Here is a 17,202-nt window from a genome sequence, read left to right on the forward strand (position 1 = left end):
CCACAGCCGAATAGTCCGTCCGCATCTTCACCGCTGATCCCATCGCCCGAATCCTCCTCGCAACAAGGAATCACGGATCAGTCGAGGCGGGAACCCCTAGAGAGTCAGCCCTCAGAGCCTTTGGTATTACGGCGAAGTCGTCATCGGCGAGCAGTTCATCGAGCGCCCGATCAAGCCGGCGCGGCCCTTAGGCGATGATGTGGCCGCGCTCCAGCAGGATCGCCCGAAGCTGGTTGATCGGCGTCATGTCCGACATCGTCAGAGATCCGACGACAGTGCAACTTAATCGCCTGATCGGTCTCCTGTGCGAGCTCGCAGGAACACCCTGCAAACTCAAGCAGTAAAACTCCCAGCGAGCTTGGTTGGCACGCAGCACCTTCGCTCCAGCGACGCTTCACGTACCCGGCTCTAAATGGCAATCCCTTGACTAACGATCTGAACGACGAAGACCGGCTGCGCGTGAGCCCGACGCAAGCGAACGGCTTGCAATTCAGCCTCCACGCTACCGCGTCTCCAGGAAAGTCTGGAACGGAACTCAGGAGTCGACTGTGCTGTGAAACGATGCCTTTTACCTGCTCACACCGCACTCCCTGCGCGGTGTTGGCGGTCCGGTCGCTGTTTGCGTCCATCTTCTGCCCTCGACAGTTTTTAATGGCACGCGGTTCGCGAAACGGCGCCATTTACTACGAGTGCTTTCGCGCGCTGGTGCTCCGGACATTTGGCCCGGTCTGCTGCTGTGGCTCGCGGCATTGCTCCGTGCGTCGCCGTTTATAGGCCGTCGGAGATGGAGCGGGGCGAGGTGCTGGGCGGCCCTGCTTCGCTAGGCCCCTCCATTGGTCACCGTTGGCGTGCTGTTACCAGCGAGACGACTGGACGCTGTTTTCGGGACACTGCAGCCGCCCTCATAAGTCCACGACGACGAGGCAAAAGTCTTCGGCTTCTTGGTCGATGGTCTAAAGGGAACCAGCTGTGGCAGACCGACTTCACTTATCTGAAGGTGATCGGCTGGGGCTGGTTCTACCTGTCGACCATCCTCGACGACTTCTCCCGCTACATCATCGCCTGGAAGCTGTGCACGACCATGAGGGCGCAAGACGTCACCGACACGCTGATCCTGGCGCTCACGGCATCGGGCTGCGATCGGGCGACGGTGCATCAGCGGCCGCGGCTGCTCTCCGACAACGGCCCGTGCTACGTCGCCGGCGGCCTGGCCGACTGGCTCTCGGATCAAAACATGGAGCATACCCGTGGCGTGCCCAGCCATCCCCAGACCCAGGGCAAGATCAAGCGCTGGCATCAGACGCTGAAGAACCGGATTCTGCTCGAAAACTACTTCCTGCCCGGCGATCTCGACAGGCAGATCGCCGCCTTCGTCGAGCACCACAATTACCGGCGCTACCACGAAAGCCTCGACAATCTCACCCCGACCGACGTCTACTTCGGACGCGGCCAGACCATCCTGTTGCAACGAGAAAGGATCAAGCGAAAGACCCTCGAACAACGGCGGCGCCGCGTGCTCATGAACGATGCCCGCTTTTCTCCGGCAGCTCTGGCGGTCTCGGGCATCCGGCTTCGCTCACTGGCGCGGGGGCAGCCTGTCGGCTGCTGAACGACGGGAGCCTCGTCTTTCTCGCTCGACGGGTCACGCTGGCACCTACCGTCGCTGAGGCGCTCTTCGGCGACTGTCGCGTCCAGTCTGGCTGGAATAATCCTCGCGATCACATCCGCGACTGCGCCCGCGGCGTCATCTCTGGTGTCAGTTCGACTGCGTGGGAACCCGGGCTGGGCGTCAACCGGCGAACAGTCATTGCGATCCGCGGTCGATATAGCTGCGAACAGCCTTACGGCGGACCGGTTTAAGGATCGGGAGACCGAGAAATGAGATCGGCCATTCCTCTACGCTGACATTGTCGGCCAGCCATCCACGATCCGCAGGCAAGTGGTGAATGCTCTCGTATTTGCATATCACCGCTCAGCTATCCTTCGTGAAGGTCTCCTCCACGCGTAGAGCAAGGCTGGGGGAAACCGTAGCGCATTTCGGTGTGTCCGGTCGCCAACCACACCCGCACCCCGTCGCAATCGGGATCATCGCAGCGCTTCCGGGCCTCGCATGATCCGAAACGGTCCTTTCACGTCCACCTTGGGCTCGACGGTCACCCTGCTACCATTCACGCTCACCACCTCAATGCGCCTGCCAGCCGGTTCTGCTTCTTCCGCTGATCCGGAACGATCATCGCCGGCACGAGAACCGCAGACGCCAGCTGCGCCAAGCCGACCGTCGCCATGCGCCTTGCGCCGCGCAAACAGCAGTGGGTTGGAAAGCCCGGGGCGCCGCGACATCGCCGATGCCTGCCGCGTAGTCCATAGCTCTCCTCGACGATCAGCAGCTTCTCCTCCTCCGACCAGCGGCGCCGGCGGCAGCATCAAGTATCTCGAGACGAGTGACTCTGCGACAGTCAGTCCCGATATCATACCGACGGGGAAGGCCCTTTTCGAACGAGCCTTTGCCATGCGCCGGCGCCCCCCTCACGCTGATCGGCCAATGGCGCGTCCACTCCGACTGAAACGATCCTCGCGATCACCTGCGCGATCGCATCCGCCGCGCCGTTTCGGGTGGCCGCGCACTGATGAATGGCGCGTATCTGGACTTTCTCGTCTGAAAAGGCGTGGCAATCCGCGCCGTATTCAGCCGCCGAACAGGTGCTTGCTGCCGCACGTCACCATCCAGTTGGCGCGGTCGATATGGCTGCGGACTGCTTTACGGGCGCGGACCGGTTCAAGGATCGGGTCGATGCCGAGAATGCGATCGGCCACTTCCTCTACACTGGCATTGTAGGCGCAGGCGTTTAGGACGCCTAGGTAAATGGTGCGATGTTGCATGTCGTAGCTCGTGATGCTGTCTGACCAGGGGACTTCGTCCATGATGCTTGGCCTCATGTGCGCGCTTTGACTGTTTGATTTCGCGCAGATGGTGGCGATCGCCCGGTTGCGGAACGAACGAGCGCCGTCGACAGCTGCCAGCCATAAAGAATAGGAACGATCATTCCTAGAACGACAATTCCTTTTCAGCGCGAGGGTGTCAAACAGACCGCGATGTGGTTCGCCTGTTGGCCAGGTGATGAACCCCGCTGTAGATGCTGAGCATCGTGCGATCGGAAGCTGTAAGTCCAAGGAACTCGCCTGGTTCGATCGGGCCGATCCGATCGCGGTTCGGGCCGGATGCTGATGGCAAATGCCTGCGGTTCGTACCAGAGCTCGATATCGTTTCCCGAGGCGTCTTTGATGCGGTAGCCGATCAGTTCCCATTCGAGTACGTGGTCCAACCCTTGGCAAGATACGTGAACCGGGTTGGTTGGAAGAAACGTAAGAGCCGAGGTTGGCAGCTAACGTCACCCACGCATGTTGGTAGGTATGACGAGGTTGAGAACAAGCTATGTTCGCTCACGGAGAATGTGGAACGATCTCTTAGAATCTCGCCCCTTGGAAGCGGGTGCCGATCCCATCTTAGTGGAACGGATGCCCGTTATCAAGGGCATGGCACTAGAAGTGACGAAAGTATATTTGGATTTGGCTGAGGCCTCAATGGCACCTCCGTGAAGGAGGAGGTTTGCGGCGAGAACAGTGGGCCTCGTAGCCGAGCACTCGATCAACACGCCGCGGACTTCTTTGAAGTCAGCATTGCTGGTGAATCACGTCCGGAATCTCAATGACTGCCCATCAGCTCCAAGCTCAGCACAAGAAGGTACACACGATGGTCGATAGGGTTTTTGATCGCAGTAACGCTCTCTATGTGAAGACAGTTCCCCGAAAAGGTCGTGGATTATTCGCCAATGTCACCTTCAAGGCGGGCGATTTAATTGAGCGGGCTCCAACATGGGAATTTGACGATCGGCAAGCAAGCGTTATAGATATTACAGGAATACTTCAATATTACTTCGTGCGTGGTAATAAGAATCAAAAGATTGGTCCTTTGGCACGCTATGTTGTTTTTGGAATGGCGTCGTTAGTTAATCACTCTGTGAACCCTAATTCAGAAACAGTTTGGACTGATGAAGAATCCGGCGCATGGGCAAACCTTGTAGCAACTAGAGACATAAAAGCGGACGAGGAAATAACACAAACATACACGAACATATCCGATTATCCGAAAGATATCAAGTTCGTTGAATGATGCGCGACTTCTCGAACGGAGATGAAATATTTTGGCTTAAAACTCCGATAACTTTGCGATATATAGCAAAATTTGCCAATTTACACACGGAAAAACTACTTTAGCGTACTTCCGTAACAATGAAAACAAACGATGGTCCAATGTGGAGAATAGCATGTCCGAGAGTGCCTATGACGAGAGTATGGCTTCCACGTATGAAAAATTTACCACCCTATTAGGAAAAGTTGCGGAGGCAGACGAAACTGCTGCCCTCCTTGAGCGACTTTCCAGAGGAGGAGCGGCTCTTGAGCTCGGTATTGGCAATGGGCGCGTAGCGGTGCCGTTGAGCGAGCGGGGAGTCAGGGTCGAAGGCATCGACAATTCAGACAGCATGTTAAAACTTCTCGCCAAACGAACTGATCTGATCAAAGCCTGGAAGGGGGACATTTCCGATTTCAGCTCAGAACAACGCTTCGATCTGGTCTATTGTGTTTATGGCACATTCACCCTGCTCTCCACGCGCGAAGAGCAAATAGCTTGCCTTCGATCGGCTGCGGAGGCGCTAAAAGAGCAGGGGGTTGTGGTAATAGAAGTTCGTGTTCCACCCTTGGAGGGTTTTGTGGGCGGTCAGAAAACGACTACAACTTACGTTGATCATGAGAATACATTTGTCAATGCGGTACTCCATGATCCAGTAAACCAGAACTTGACTTCGACCATCCTCTGGTTTTCGGGTACATCCGTCCGACGTTTACCACAACGCGTTCGGTACGTTTACCACCAGGAGCTCGATACGATGGCCGAATGCGTTGGGCTGGAGTTGGCGGAGCGTTGGGGAGATTGGGCGAGAGGCGCGTTCACCAATGAATCCAAAGGTCACATCTCAGTTTACCGGCGAACCAGCTTGTAGTTGGTGACCTGCCTCTGAAGGTTCGTCTTAGTGAGAGCCTCGACGGTTTGGCCGATGCCAATCTTTGGGCCGCCCCTGGCCGGACGCTGCCTGGGGCCATACCTCAACGTTGGGCCGGTACTTGCGCCGACTCACGTTCAAAAATGGCGCTGGCCGCGCGGGAAAGACCGCCCTGGTCTAAGTCCCCGCCATGCCCAGCGGCACACCTACAACGGTTCGATCGATCCGTCCGGCCTGGGCATCATCGAAGAGACCTGGCCAAGACCGACATGACGCCCACCCATGCTGGGCACCACGTGACCAACGGCAGGTCGACAAACTGCCACGGGCACGCGGGCCAATTCATTCTGCTGTCTCAGTTGCCTCCTTTGTGTCACAGCGCCGCGATTGCTGCTCAAAGCTCATCCCTTCAAAGTCCTTATCCGGCGGCCTCATGTCGACCCGACGACGACCGCGCTCTCGGTAGCGAATACCTCTTGCAACTTGGCGTTCGTTCGGCGAGTAGAAGAGTAGAAGAGTGAAACGAACAGTTCTTCTTGATTGCATTGAACGGGAAGGCCTGCATTTCGATTGCCCGGCGATTACGCCCATCCCCTGCGTTCGCGCTCGAGCTGAATCCAGTCGAACACGTGGCATCCGCACCAATTGGCTCATGAACCGCGCCTTCGAGGCCCAGAAGGCCGTTTATTAGGCGCGGCCTGCGAGCTTCGATACTTAGGATACGTTCGTGCATGCCGAACGGCTCCAATTGGTAAATCAAGCCCGCATCCGCTCGCCCTTCGGGTCATACATCGGTTCGAGGGAGACTTCCGCGGCATAGCACTCGCCGGCGATCTCAATCTCGTAAGAAGAGGAGAGCAGAGCTGCCTCGCTTTCGTCCTTGCACGGTATATAGCCAAGGCCGAGAGCTCCACCGAGCGTGTGCCCGTAGTCTCCGGAAGTAACCGTTCCGGCGATCCGACCGTCTCGGAAAGCGACTTCGTTCTTATGAAGTAGAGGGGCAGGGTCTTTAAGTCGGAACTGAACCAACCGACGGTCGAGTCCCGCCTCAAGTTTTCTCAGCACCGCATCGCGGCCAATATATCCAGGCTTTGCCGTCTTGACAGCGAAGCCCAGCCCCGCTTCGAGCACGTGATCCCCGCTGCCAACATCATCGGGGAGGTGCCGACATGCCTTCTCCATGCGGCACGAGCCGAGGGCATGGAGCCCACACAGCTTGAGTCCGACATCGGCACCCGCCGCCTCGATTACTTCGAACACATGTGCGGCTTGGTCAGTCGAAATGTAGATCTCCCAGCCCAGCTCGCCGACAGAGGCCACTCTATGGGCCCGCGCCAGACCCATCCCGATCTCAATCTCCTGCCAGGTGCTGTAAGGGTTGTTCTCGTTGGAGAAGTCATTCGGACTCACTTTGCCGAGCAGTTCGCGCGATTTCGGTCCCATCACTGCCAGGATGCTTTCCGACGCCGACACATCGACGATAACAACGAACTCGTCGCCTAGATGCCGCCTAAGCCAACAGAGATTGGTTTGTAATGTGAGGGCTGACACGACCAGCAGGAAAGCAGTCTCCGTGAGACGACTCACGGTCAGATCGCTCTCGATCCCGCCTCGCTCGTTCAGCATTTGCGTATAGACGATCCGGCCAACCGGCACGTCGACATCATTGGAGCAAAGTCGCTGGAGGAACGTGGTAGCGTCTCGGCCCTCCACTCGGATTTTTCCGAATGAGGTTAAGTCGAAGATACCAACGCGTTCGCGTATCGCCAGGTGCTCTTCGCGCTGATTATCGAACCAGTTTTGGCGATACCAGGAGTATCGGTATTCACGCTCCTGGCCCTTCCTGGCAAACCAGTTGGCTCGCTCACAGCCCACCATCTCACCGAACACCGCCCCACGTGCCTTGAGATGTTCATGAATTGGCGAGCGTCGAATGCCGCGTGCTGTTGTCATCTGACGAGCGGGGAAGTGGTTGCCAAACGAGAGTCCCACTACCTCCGAAACCCGCTCTCTCAAATACAAACGGTTTTTCTGTAAGGACTCCATCCGACGGATGTCCACGCCCGACAAGTCGAAGGGCGGCTCATCGTCATTCATCCACTGCGCCAGCGCTAAGCCCGCACCCCCTGAGGCAGCTATTCCTGTACTGTTGTAACCACATGCGACCCAATAGCCCCTAACACCAGGAGCTTCACCGAGGTGGTATTGGTCGTCCGGAGTGAAGCTTTCCGGGCCGTTGAAGAAAGTACGAATACCGGCTGTTGCCAGCATCGGAACTCGCTTGAGAGCCTTCTCAACAATGGGTTCGAAATGCGCAAAGTCCTCGGACAACTGATCGAAGCAGAAGCTTTCCGGGATGCCGTTCATCCCCCACGGCTTCGCCTTCGGTTCGACTGCCCCAAAGAGAATTTTCCCTGCATCCTCCTTGTAGTACGTATATTCGTCGAGAACTCGTAGGACCGGCAGTCGATTTAGCCCATCTATTGGCTCTGTAACCATGTAGAAATGTTCGCACGCATGCAATGGAACCGCGACGTCACTTCTGGCGCCGAATTCCCGTGCCCACATCCCCGCGCAGTTTACTACGTTATCTGTTTCAATTACCCCTCGCTCACCATCCTTCTCCCACGTCACGCCCGACACCCGTCCGTTCCTCGCCTGAACACCGGCTACCTTCACTCCCTCAAAGATTGCGGCGCCACGCTGGCGTGCGCCTTTGGCCAGCGCCATCGCGACGTTGCCTGGATCACATTGTCCATCATTAGGGAAATGAAGCGCAGCAGTGACATCAGACACATCGATATGAGGGTACATTCCCTCGAGTTCTCGCACAGAGATCTTTCGCGCCTCCACGCCGTAGGCGGGTGCGAGAGAGAGTTGCCTGTAGAGCTCGTGCTTGCGCTCTTGGGTAACTGCGATAGACAATGAGCCGACGCGGCGAAGTCCGGTTGCAATCCCTGTCTCTTCCTCCAGGCTCGAGTAGAGTTGCATTGAGTACTTGGTCAATTTCGTCATGTCGCTAGACCCGCGAAGCTCGCTGAGTAATCCGGCGGCGTGCCAGGTCGTGCCGCACGTAAGTTGCTTACGCTCGAGCAGGATCACGTCCGTCCATCCTAGCTTCACTAAGTGATATGCGACGGAGCACCCCGACACGCCCCCTCCGATTATGACGGCTCGTGCTTTGGAAGGCAGTGGCTTCATTTCCGATACCTCAACCCGGCAAAATTCTGGTGCGACTATCATTGTAAGCTCCTGTTCAGTTTCTTTTCGGCACCCTCGCCAGAGCCAGGGGGGCGCGCCGTCCAGTTGTTCGGGATGAATGGTGAGCCTGGCGAGACCACGAGGCCACCGCAGGTCGCTATCCCTTGTCGCCCTCGCGAGAGTGCCCGGCCAGAGCCGTATGGCGGGCTGGCGGGCGACGGACCGCGGCCGTATGGCGCCAGGACCAGAACAGTCTTGGTCGGGCATGTAACGGCGGAAAGCACCTGTCCTGATCCGATGGCGCGCGCTTGGTCGGGCGAGCGCCATCGCAACTAAATTCTTTCCGATCCAAGTGCGGCTGTCTTCGGCGAATGAGTAGAACGGATTGCTCTGGAAGTTGCGTTTGTGGTCACGAACTTTCCGGTATCGTCTAGCCGTAGCCAAGCTCGGGACGTTCGACGTGCCGGCGTTACTCGATGCCGATTGGAAAGCAAACGCACCTTCTTGCGTCGGCTCGGGAACGCTCGGTGTCGCGGGGGCGAACGCATGTTCGGCGAACGTGATCATGGGATTGGTCCGTGCGGCGCGGCAGTGCTTTGGTAGATTGGGACAGCACGTGTCGTGCCAAATGAGAAAATCATTTCAGAACAATGAGTCGCTCTGACGGGATTTGTGTCTCATGTCCGACATCGTCACAGATCCGTGTGCAGACGATCGAGCGGCTGCGTCCCCAGCGCTGGACGGGGAAGCAGATCGCTGCCGAGGCGGGTGTCTCGCCGGCAATTGTCAGCCGCGTTCTACACCGGTTGGGCCTCAAGGAGCTGAGCGCCTTGGAACCCGAACCCGTTCGCCGCTATGAACGGGAGCATCGGGCAAACTCATTCATCCCGACCTCAAGAAACTTGGCCGCATCGGCTAGTCTAGGTGGGGCATCGCATCACTAGACGGCGGACAGGCACGGTCAACCGGCATCTCGGCATTGGCTGGGAGTTCGTCCACGTCTGCATTGACGGCGCCTCTCGCGTCACCTTCGTGCAGGCCATGCCGTATGAGCGCAAGGCGAGCGCCGCTGCCTCCTGGAGGCCGCCGTCGCCTATTATGCCAAGCTGGGCATCCGGGTCGAGCCCGTGATAACCGACAGTGGCTCCTGCTACCGGTCAAAGGCTTTGCGGGCAGCCTGCAAACGTCTGGGTCTACGCATTGGGGGGTAAAACGCCGATTCCCTGCGCGAATGGACGATGAATCGTGCAAATCGGTCCAGTGAAGCTGATATAAGCGAGCGACCTCCTTGGCTCAACCAACAAATTCCACCCAACCCGCCCACCATGTTCCGGATTTCGATCGCAAGCTGTAACCGAATCAGTTCTGCCGCCGCTGTCCTGTTGCCCAACGACCAGGACCTCTGTGCGGCGCGCCCTGCGGGTGTACCTCCCCGCCGGCAGGGCGCCCTTTTTGACCCACGTAATCAGAATCATTATGGCCCGTCCGGAATCGAGGGTCTGGTAAAGGTCATCTGCACGTTCCGATGCAGATTGAGCTTAGACTCGCCCTTTACATCATTGCAGCGGGCCACGGTCGCCGGTTCCAAAGCGCGGCAACGCCGAAGATATCTTCCTTCACATCACAAAGAGCAGAATAATCATTGCGGTGAATTTTATCACGTCAGGTATATAAAAGGACGATACTCACACGCCCATCCCGTTCACAAGGAAAAGGCATTTTAATATTGTTGAGACGATTTGCCTATCAATGAAAAGAAAGCATCGCAACACTTCGTTCCGGATCACGGCGCCCCGGGTGGGGGATGAGCGGCTATCCGAATTGTTATGCTCGTGCCGACCCAAATTCCTGCAAAAGCTGGGTCAATGATGGCTTTTGGTCAGCGCAGGATGATTTCTCCTGATTTGGACGGTGCGGGGGCGGTCATGATTTAATGCATGGAGATTCTCTGATTGAGCTGTTGAAAGATCAAGAGGCGTCTGCCAGACGCCCAACGGGCGAGCCCAGCATGATTGGGATGACCGGCGAAGATCGAAAGTGTGGCAGCATTCTGGAGCCTGGTCAGCGCAGCGACGCCCGCGAAGTCAATCGCGTTTGTCGGGACATACACGACGCAGCCGGAAGGCGTGCAGAAAGAGGAAGAATCGAGCGCGACGATGACGAGGGACCTGCCACTTGTTTTCGAGACATTCCTTGAAAGACTGTCACAGAGTATCGATGAGGCAGATTTCCGGGATGCCATGGCTGAGGCGGCCGGACGACTTGACCTAATCTCCTTTGCCTACCTCTCCTTGCCAGCACGGCCTTCCGGCAAACCGAGGCTAATTTCGAACTATCCACCCCGCTGGACCAGACAGTATCTGGAAAATCAGTATGAGAAACTCGATCCTGTGGTCTTGCGTGCTCGAAATGGCGGCTGCCCGTTTCACTGGGGATCGAATTTGGGAGGCGATAAAATGTCGCCGGCTCAACAGCAGCTATTCGATGAGGCGGCTCAATTCAGCATCTGCTGCGGTTTGACGATCCCAATTGTCGATCTCCGCGGCCGCATCGCTGCGGTTACTTTTGCCGCCGATGAGCCTCGTCCAGTATTTCTTCGGGTCGCTGAGCGGTACGAACAAGCTCTTCAGCTGATGGCGGCCTGCTTTCATCGTTGCGTTCGCCGCAAACTTCCGAGCGATCGAACAGTGGATGGGATTTCGCTGACATCCCGCGAATATGAGTGCCTGCGGTGGGCAGCGCGGGGTAATTCAGCCTGGGTGACCGGCCGCATCTTGGGCATCAAGCCACGCACGATCGCTTTTCATTTGGACAATGCCAAGAAGAAGCTAGGCGTGCGAACCCAAAATCAGGCTATAGCCCTTTTGGGGTCCGAAGGGTCCTCAATTCTCTGAGAAGCTTTTTGATCCGGTTGTGCTTGGTCCATTCGATCGCGCGCTTTGTATCGAGCGTTGACTGGATGCCGAGATCTTCTGTTCCGCCGGCTCGGTCAGGGCGATGCAGCCGTATCCTTCCAGTCCGCGCCGGTGATCTTAGTCTACCGGTGCTCGAGCGGGTGTTTCGTCGCTGACGAGCTAGTCGTGCGGTTTATAGTTTCCGAGAATGGCCCGCTTGCATACCTGCCTGCCGGTAATCTCTAACCGTTGACTTAGGGCGATGGCTTTCGGTTATCCGGCTTGAAAGCGAAGAGGTGGACCATTCTGCGTCGAGCGCCGGCACGATATGGAGTGCTGCTCCGGGCTATTACCCATCCAGACAGAGCGGAACCTTCTATCACGTCAGACGCTCGGACAATTGCCAAAACCCCGATTTCCTGGGAACTGAATTGTGCTCGCCACCGAGTCCATTTTGCCGGCGCGTCTGTGGTGCAGGTCCCGATCAGCCTGACCACTGGCTGCCACAGGAACTGCCTACTTGTATGACCGAGCACTGCGCATTTGTCAGCTGGCGAACAATTCCTTGTAGCCGCTCGTCACCATCCAGTTCGCGCGGTCGAGATGACTACGAAGCGCCTTCCTAGCGCGCTCCGGTTCAAGTGCCGGATCAATGCCGAGGATCAGATGGGCCATTTCCTCTTGGGGCGCCTCATCGGCTGAGGCGTCCAGGAGCCTCATATAGGTGGTAAAGTGCGCCCTGTCGTAGGCGGTAAGACGGTCAGACCAAGGGACTTCGTCGAGCAGTGTTGGGCTTTGAATCCTATCTGTTCCCGTTGATCGATTCATGTCTGCCGCGAACCTCGCATGTTGATCGCTGGATTCAAAGCAGAATATCCCAAAATGGGATAATCCGAAACGGGGATTAGTCGCTGAGCCGGTCTCTACCTGACCGGTTCACCTAAATGCCAAAATCTCTTCGATCTCCCCGCCACCAGCGGTTTCTGGCCCAGTTGATCTCACTGCGCAAGGTCAAAGGGCTGACGCAGGCGCAGGTGGCTGAGATGCTTGGCCGTCCGCAATCTTTCGTGGCGAAATATGAGGGTGGAGAGCGGCGTCTCGATATCATTGAGTTTCTCGACGTAACTGCGGCCCTCGACGCTGATCCGTGTGAGATTCTGTTGAGCCTGCGGACGTAGTGGGCGCCCGCGCCCATCACCGCGCGTGCCGGGTGCCGGTGGGTCGATCCCCGCTTTTCTTGGCTCAGGGCGTCTCGACCATTCCGCTGCGCCTCCTCCTAGCGCGTCGTTAGACTCTCGCAATTCTCTCTGTTGTGCCCTTCCCAGCAGGTGGCGCCGCATCCTTCTAGGCCCGCCGCGGCGTCCCGCAACCCTTAGCTAGCTGTGAGCTTTCAGTAGGTTGTCCATCCGGTCCTTCGGATGCGGTGCGGCTCAGACGGCGGGCCCGTTCCTGTCATGACTCGCCGCCGCACCGCTTCCTGGGAAGCAGCCATTGGCGAGCGGAGGACAAAACGATGAGACAGCGAAGGGCTGGGCCATCCGCGCCGACTGGAAGTCCTCGCGATCATCTTCGAGCGCATTCGCGCTGTGGTGATGCGTCGATGCATGGTGGTTACGCGACTTCGTTGCTTCAAGCGAAGCGACCGCACCGCCCATTTCGTCAACTGGCGAACAAATCCTTGTAGCCGCTCGTCACCACCCAGTTTGCACGGTCGAGATGACTGCGAAGGACGTTCCGTGCGCGCTCCGGTTCGCGTGCCGGATCAATGCCGAGGATCACATGGGCCATTTCCTCTTCAGTGGCGTTGTCGGCTGAGGCGTCCAGGAGCCTCATATAGGTTGTAAAGTGGTCCTTGTCGTAGGCTGTAATGCGGTCCGACCAGGGGACCTCGTCGGCAAACGGCGTGTTCGATTTGGGCTGTAACATCGCTAATTCTATCTCCGGAGAATGGACCGGCGAAGCCCTCTGGCTGCTAAATGTGGATTACATATTATAGTTGATAAACTCAAGCCGCCTGATCCGCTGGCTTGCGTGCATGGATATGCGCAAGTTGGTCGGACGGAATGTGCAGAGGATCAGGCAAAGGAAGCGTCTGACGCAGGAGCAGCTTGCGGAGATTTCCGGGTTCAGTCAGCAGTACATCAGCGGCTTGGAGAAAGGCCGAAGAAATCCGACAATTATCACGATCTATGAACTGGCATTGGCCTTGGGCGTCAGCCACATGGATCTGGTTCGGCCCGACAAACAGGCCTGATACACCCGCCCTCCAAGTAGCTGGCGGCCTGATGGCGCGCGCCGGGTGCTCGTGAACCCACGCTTTTCTTAGGGCCCCCCGGCAGCCCCTGCCATTTGGCTCGCCCTGGCGCGGCGCACCCTATTGGACAGTCGGCCGCTGCGGTTTTTGTCAGCCTTTCCTGGGGCGGTCGGCATTGCCTTTTAGGCCCGCCGCGGCCTCCCGCAACCTTCGCTCTCGCTTCAGGTCCTTCTCTTGGTTACGGTCCTTCGGATGCGGTTCGCCTCTTTCAGCGGGCCTAATCGCTTTCTGCCGCCCACCCCACGGGGACAGGCACGCGAGACTAGTATGGAGCGTTGCGGTTAGCGCACGAACAGCAAAGGAACTGAAAAAAACAGGCAACTGTCGCAGCATGGCTGAACCAGCCATCTTGTCGGCATCTAGGAGCCGCGTGTTCGCCTTGAGGCCCTGCCGGTAGGATCCCTGCAGTTGAAGTCATTGTCGGCATTCTGACAACTATGGACATGAACCGCCGAACTATCAAGGCGACCAGGTTGTTGTCTAGCAATGGTTTTCCGAATCGGCACGGCACTTGCGTTGCCAAAAACAAGTACGCCGCGGCACGGATCGCCCAAGAGGCTGAACGACCTGATCTGTTTGACCCTCGCAGCAGGGTGGATGGCTAACACAAAGGAAACTTTGAAGGTGGACGTTTTCGAAAGTTCTCCAATACCTGTCAGGAAAACACGGACGCCATCTTTCTCGGTGGATCTAGCCTTGCTGGGAGTCGCATTCGTTTGGGGGGCGAGCTATCCGGTCGGGAAAGGCGCACTGTTCTACGCGCCGGTTTCGATACTTGTTCTTTATCGCTTCCTGATTACTACGATCATTACGGCAGTGGCTGCAAGACATGAGATCGCATTGGTCTCCTGGGGCGATTTCATCCGCGGCTTCGCATTGGGAACAATACTTTTTTGCATCTTTATTGCTGAAACTTACGGCGTTGCATCGACAAGCGCAATGAACACGGCCTTGATCATATCGCTTTGTGTGATTTTCACGCCGATCATCGACTATGGGCTATCACGGCGACTTCCACCTACGGGCATTTTGGCAAGTGCTGCCATAGCGTGCATCGGTGTCGGCATTCTCACTGGCGGGATCAGCAGGTTCAGCCCGGGTGACGCGCTTGTCTTGGGGGCCGCGATTCTGCGAGCGGTTATGGTCGTTTCCACCAAACGCCTTCTGGCCGGCCGGCAGATTTCATCTGCAGCCCTGACGGCCATCCAGGGATCGACGGTGGCAACACTTACTTTCGTTTTGGCCGTCGCTCAGTTCGGAATTTCAGGCCTTGTTGTGAGGGCCACCCTTCAGTTTTGGGGCGCTGTTGCCTTCCTTGCACTCTTCTGCACCCTCGCTGCATTCTACATTCAAAATGCCGCAGTGAGAAAATCCACACCGACACGGGTTGGCTTCTTGATGGGAACAGAACCTTTTTTTGGTTTCGTTCTAGCGCACCTTCTTCTGAATGAGCCTTTGACAGTACCGAGCTTGATAGGCGCAGGCCTCGTCCTCGCTGGGACGTTTGCTGGCATCTGGTTTGAGAGCAGGACATCCAAATGAACCCCATCTTGGCTTCCACCAAACCCGCCATCGGCGGCATTTCGAGTTTTGAAGATCTGGAGGCTTTTCCGGACCGAACCGCACCAGTTGCAACCATGTTCAGCGGCGGTCTCGACAGCACCTATCTTCTCTACAAGCTGCAAAGCCTTGGCTTTGCGAACATTGAAGCTGTCGCAGCGGATGTCGGAACGCGCATCGATCAGCCTTTGTTGGAACGGACGGCAGCCATGTTCGGCGCGCGCTTTGTCTGCCTCGAAGGGCGGGATGCCTTTGTCGAACAAGGCGTGAAATCAGCCATTCGAGCCCACGCCAAGTACCTTGGCATCTATCCGTTGAGCAGTTCGTTGAGCCGTCCCATAATCGCATCTTTGGTTGTTAATCATGCAAGGTCAATCGGCTCACGGCTGGTTCTTCATACAGCAAACCTTTCTCAAAACAGTCTTCCGCGCCTTAACAATAGCATTAAGCGCTCAGGATTTTCCGGCAACTTCGGCAGTCCGTATGAATGCTCTGTGATATCCCGACAACAGAAGACCTCCGACCTGTCCAAGTGTGGAGCGACTTTTGTGGCGGACCGTACGTGGAGCGCGGACGAAAACCTCTGGTGTCGGGAGTTCGAGTCGGGGCCTTTGGAAGATCCCGAGAACTTTTCCATCCCCGAGGAGGCATTTGCTTGGACGCGCAACATTCCCGCAGAGCAGCCGGTAGAGATCAAACTCGGGTTTGCAGACGGAAGTCTCGTGTCAATTGATGACCGTGATGTTGCATTGGTCGACGCAATCCCGTTCCTGAATAACACGGTCGGCAAATTCGGGCACGGCCGCTTTGTCGGGCTTGAACACATCACAACCGGCCAAAAGGTTCTCGAAGTCCGCGAGGCCCCTGCGGCGGCCATTATCTTCGACGCGCTGCGTCACCTCGAAACCGCTTCTCTTGACGTGGCATCAATCGTTTTGAAGCAAGGGCTTGAGCAAGCCTGGTCCCAAGAGGCGGTTTCAGGTGCATGGGGCAGTACTATTCACCAGATGTGCGAACGGGCCATTGCATCCGCCCTCGAGGGCGTTAGCGGGAGCGTCAGCTACATAGTCGATCACACACGCTTTTTACCTCGGTCGATCCGAGCCAGGACGCCGAGATACATTAGGGACCGCCACCTTTGGGAATACCAAGCCGCAACCCACATAGCGTCGTCCAAAGCGTTCCGTCCTCGCCAAGTCGCCAAAAGGGAGACACCCGTGGAAAACAACGCACCCCAGGCGCCGGCCAACCTCAGTCAACAATGCACTGACGGTCTGGTGACAAATGGATGGTGGTTTTCAAAAGGCGAGCGCGCCGCAGCCTGCTTTGGCATCGAAATTGATGCAGCCTGGAAGAACTTTGCTGACCATTGGAATCGACTTCTTCTCGATGAATACATGCGTGACGGCGGAACATATCGTTACCGGCGCTATAGCGCTTTTGAATATGACGCAACTGACAGAATCTTTAGGCTCCTACCCCACGCCCCCTACGAACAATCAAAAAGTGTCAATCATCTGAATGGCGGCTTCAAGCGCCACTTCGAGCCCCTTGAAAACTCCTTTATAGACCATCCCGTCTTAGAAAAGATTCTGACAGGTTTCTGCAGAATTCTATGTGAAGCCGCCCGACATGATCGTTGGAATATCAAGATCCATCCCTACCGGATTGTCGCGCGCGATGGTGTAAACGGCAAACCGGCACCCGAGGGCCTTCACCAGGACGGGGTGGACTTCATTGCTTGCTATATGATTGGGCGGGTCAACGTCACCGGCGGCATGAGCATGATCACCGACGCCTCAAAGGAGTTCCTCGGCGAGGTCGAAATGAACTCCCCGAATGATTTTGTGATCTGCAACGACCGCGAAACCTTTCACGATGTATCGTCGATTGTGGCCGAAAACCTGAAAATGCCGTACGCTTATCGCGACGTCCTTGTGATCGCCTTCGAGAAATTATAACGCCCAGCGCGCCGAGAGCATTTTCAACAAGGTTCAATACGGCTTGGTATCCTCTCGGGTGTTCCTGGTGCGGGAACAATGCAGGATTAATTTCTTGCATCTAAACACCTAGATAGCAGTTTCGCCTCCTCTGGTATGATGGTTTTTGGCCTCGCGGATCTCGCGTAATACGAATGACCGTGGTCACCCCCGATCTTCGCAAGAAAGTGAGA

The 17,202-nt window shown here is 56.9% G+C and carries 11 protein-coding genes and 2 pseudogenes; 9 read left to right on the top strand and 4 right to left on the bottom strand.

What is annotated here, in order from left to right; translation table 11 throughout:
• Positions 1-961 precede the first annotated feature (961 nt).
• Positions 962-1,507 (top strand): annotated as a pseudogene (locus EOA75_RS00005) (DDE-type integrase/transposase/recombinase); the annotation flags it as partial.
• Positions 1,508-2,685: 1,178 nt separating this feature from the next.
• Here EOA75_RS00005 and EOA75_RS00015 read toward each other — a convergent pair.
• Positions 2,686-2,922 carry a hypothetical protein gene (locus tag EOA75_RS00015; RefSeq protein ID WP_245466516.1) on the bottom strand — a complete coding sequence of 79 codons (237 nt, stop codon included), beginning with the start codon at positions 2,920-2,922 and terminating at the stop codon, positions 2,686-2,688.
• Positions 2,923-3,706: 784 nt separating this feature from the next.
• On the opposite strand from EOA75_RS00015, the gene EOA75_RS00020 reads away from it, so the two are divergent.
• The gene (locus tag EOA75_RS00020) at positions 3,707-4,171 is read left to right on the top strand and encodes an SET domain-containing protein-lysine N-methyltransferase (protein WP_127323333.1); all 465 of its coding nucleotides are present in this window, start codon (positions 3,707-3,709) and stop codon (positions 4,169-4,171) included.
• 154 nt (positions 4,172-4,325) lie between these two features.
• Complete coding sequence (locus tag EOA75_RS00025) at positions 4,326-5,060, top strand: class I SAM-dependent methyltransferase (protein WP_127323334.1); 735 nt, start codon at positions 4,326-4,328, stop codon at positions 5,058-5,060.
• A gap of 756 nt (positions 5,061-5,816) precedes the next feature.
• On the opposite strand, the gene EOA75_RS00030 is transcribed toward EOA75_RS00025, so the two are convergent.
• Positions 5,817-8,261, bottom strand: coding sequence for an FAD-dependent oxidoreductase (locus EOA75_RS00030; protein WP_127323347.1), 2,445 nt, complete (start codon positions 8,259-8,261; stop codon positions 5,817-5,819).
• Between the two features lie 722 nt (positions 8,262-8,983).
• Between EOA75_RS00030 and EOA75_RS34725 the strand changes: the two are divergent.
• Together EOA75_RS34725 and EOA75_RS00035 are read left to right on the top strand one after the other, a co-directional pair.
• Positions 8,984-9,457 (top strand): annotated as a pseudogene (locus EOA75_RS34725) (IS481 family transposase); the annotation flags it as partial.
• 960 nt (positions 9,458-10,417) lie between these two features.
• Positions 10,418-11,155, top strand: coding sequence for a LuxR family transcriptional regulator (locus EOA75_RS00035; RefSeq protein WP_127248563.1), 738 nt, complete (start codon positions 10,418-10,420; stop codon positions 11,153-11,155).
• Positions 11,156-11,701: 546 nt separating this feature from the next.
• Here EOA75_RS00035 and EOA75_RS00040 read toward each other — a convergent pair.
• Positions 11,702-11,983 carry a DUF2285 domain-containing protein gene (locus tag EOA75_RS00040; RefSeq protein WP_091597912.1) on the bottom strand — a complete coding sequence of 94 codons (282 nt, stop codon included), beginning with the start codon at positions 11,981-11,983 and terminating at the stop codon, positions 11,702-11,704.
• 116 nt (positions 11,984-12,099) lie between these two features.
• Between EOA75_RS00040 and EOA75_RS00045 the strand changes: the two genes are divergently transcribed.
• Positions 12,100-12,333 carry a helix-turn-helix transcriptional regulator gene (locus EOA75_RS00045; RefSeq protein ID WP_091597910.1) on the top strand — a complete coding sequence of 78 codons (234 nt, stop codon included), beginning with the start codon at positions 12,100-12,102 and terminating at the stop codon, positions 12,331-12,333.
• 481 nt (positions 12,334-12,814) lie between these two features.
• On the opposite strand, the gene EOA75_RS00050 is transcribed toward EOA75_RS00045, so the two are convergent.
• Positions 12,815-13,081, bottom strand: coding sequence for a DUF2285 domain-containing protein (locus EOA75_RS00050; protein ID WP_029354712.1), 267 nt, complete (start codon positions 13,079-13,081; stop codon positions 12,815-12,817).
• 109 nt (positions 13,082-13,190) lie between these two features.
• Here EOA75_RS00050 and EOA75_RS00055 point away from each other — a divergent pair, with 109 nt between their 5' ends.
• The 3 genes from EOA75_RS00055 to EOA75_RS00065 all read left to right on the top strand — a co-directional run bounded on the left by EOA75_RS00055 (position 13,191) and on the right by EOA75_RS00065 (position 16,990).
• The gene (locus tag EOA75_RS00055) at positions 13,191-13,409 is read left to right on the top strand and encodes a helix-turn-helix transcriptional regulator (protein ID WP_029354714.1); all 219 of its coding nucleotides are present in this window, start codon (positions 13,191-13,193) and stop codon (positions 13,407-13,409) included.
• A gap of 684 nt (positions 13,410-14,093) precedes the next feature.
• Entirely contained in the window at positions 14,094-15,011 is a 918-nt protein-coding gene (locus tag EOA75_RS00060; protein WP_236473635.1) for a DMT family transporter, read from the top strand.
• On the top strand, positions 15,008-16,990 hold the full coding sequence (locus EOA75_RS00065) for an argininosuccinate synthase-related protein (protein ID WP_127323335.1): 1,983 nt from the start codon (positions 15,008-15,010) through the stop codon (positions 16,988-16,990). The genes EOA75_RS00060 and EOA75_RS00065 overlap by 4 nt, the downstream gene beginning before the upstream one ends.
• The last annotated feature ends 212 nt before the right edge of the window (positions 16,991-17,202 follow it).

The sequence above is a fragment of the Mesorhizobium sp. M1A.F.Ca.IN.022.07.1.1 genome (genome assembly GCF_003997575.1).
Lineage (GTDB): Bacteria > Pseudomonadota > Alphaproteobacteria > Rhizobiales > Rhizobiaceae > Mesorhizobium.

Bases quoted from the DNA above. Each gene is read 5' to 3' on its own strand.
- EOA75_RS00045 (WP_091597910.1), top strand. From the start codon at position 12,100: ATGCCAAAATCTCTTCGATCTCCCCGCCACCAGCGGTTTCTGGCCCAG.
- EOA75_RS00020 (WP_127323333.1), top strand. From the start codon at position 3,707: ATGACTGCCCATCAGCTCCAAGCTCAGCACAAGAAGGTACACACGATG.
- EOA75_RS00040 (WP_091597912.1), bottom strand. From the start codon at position 11,983: ATGAATCGATCAACGGGAACAGATAGGATTCAAAGCCCAACACTGCTC.
- EOA75_RS00035 (WP_127248563.1), top strand. From the start codon at position 10,418: ATGACGAGGGACCTGCCACTTGTTTTCGAGACATTCCTTGAAAGACTG.
- EOA75_RS00065 (WP_127323335.1), top strand. From the start codon at position 15,008: ATGAACCCCATCTTGGCTTCCACCAAACCCGCCATCGGCGGCATTTCG.
- EOA75_RS00030 (WP_127323347.1), bottom strand. From the start codon at position 8,261: ATGAAGCCACTGCCTTCCAAAGCACGAGCCGTCATAATCGGAGGGGGC.
- EOA75_RS00025 (WP_127323334.1), top strand. From the start codon at position 4,326: ATGTCCGAGAGTGCCTATGACGAGAGTATGGCTTCCACGTATGAAAAA.
- EOA75_RS00050 (WP_029354712.1), bottom strand. From the start codon at position 13,081: ATGTTACAGCCCAAATCGAACACGCCGTTTGCCGACGAGGTCCCCTGG.
- EOA75_RS00055 (WP_029354714.1), top strand. From the start codon at position 13,191: ATGGATATGCGCAAGTTGGTCGGACGGAATGTGCAGAGGATCAGGCAA.
- EOA75_RS00015 (WP_245466516.1), bottom strand. From the start codon at position 2,922: ATGGACGAAGTCCCCTGGTCAGACAGCATCACGAGCTACGACATGCAA.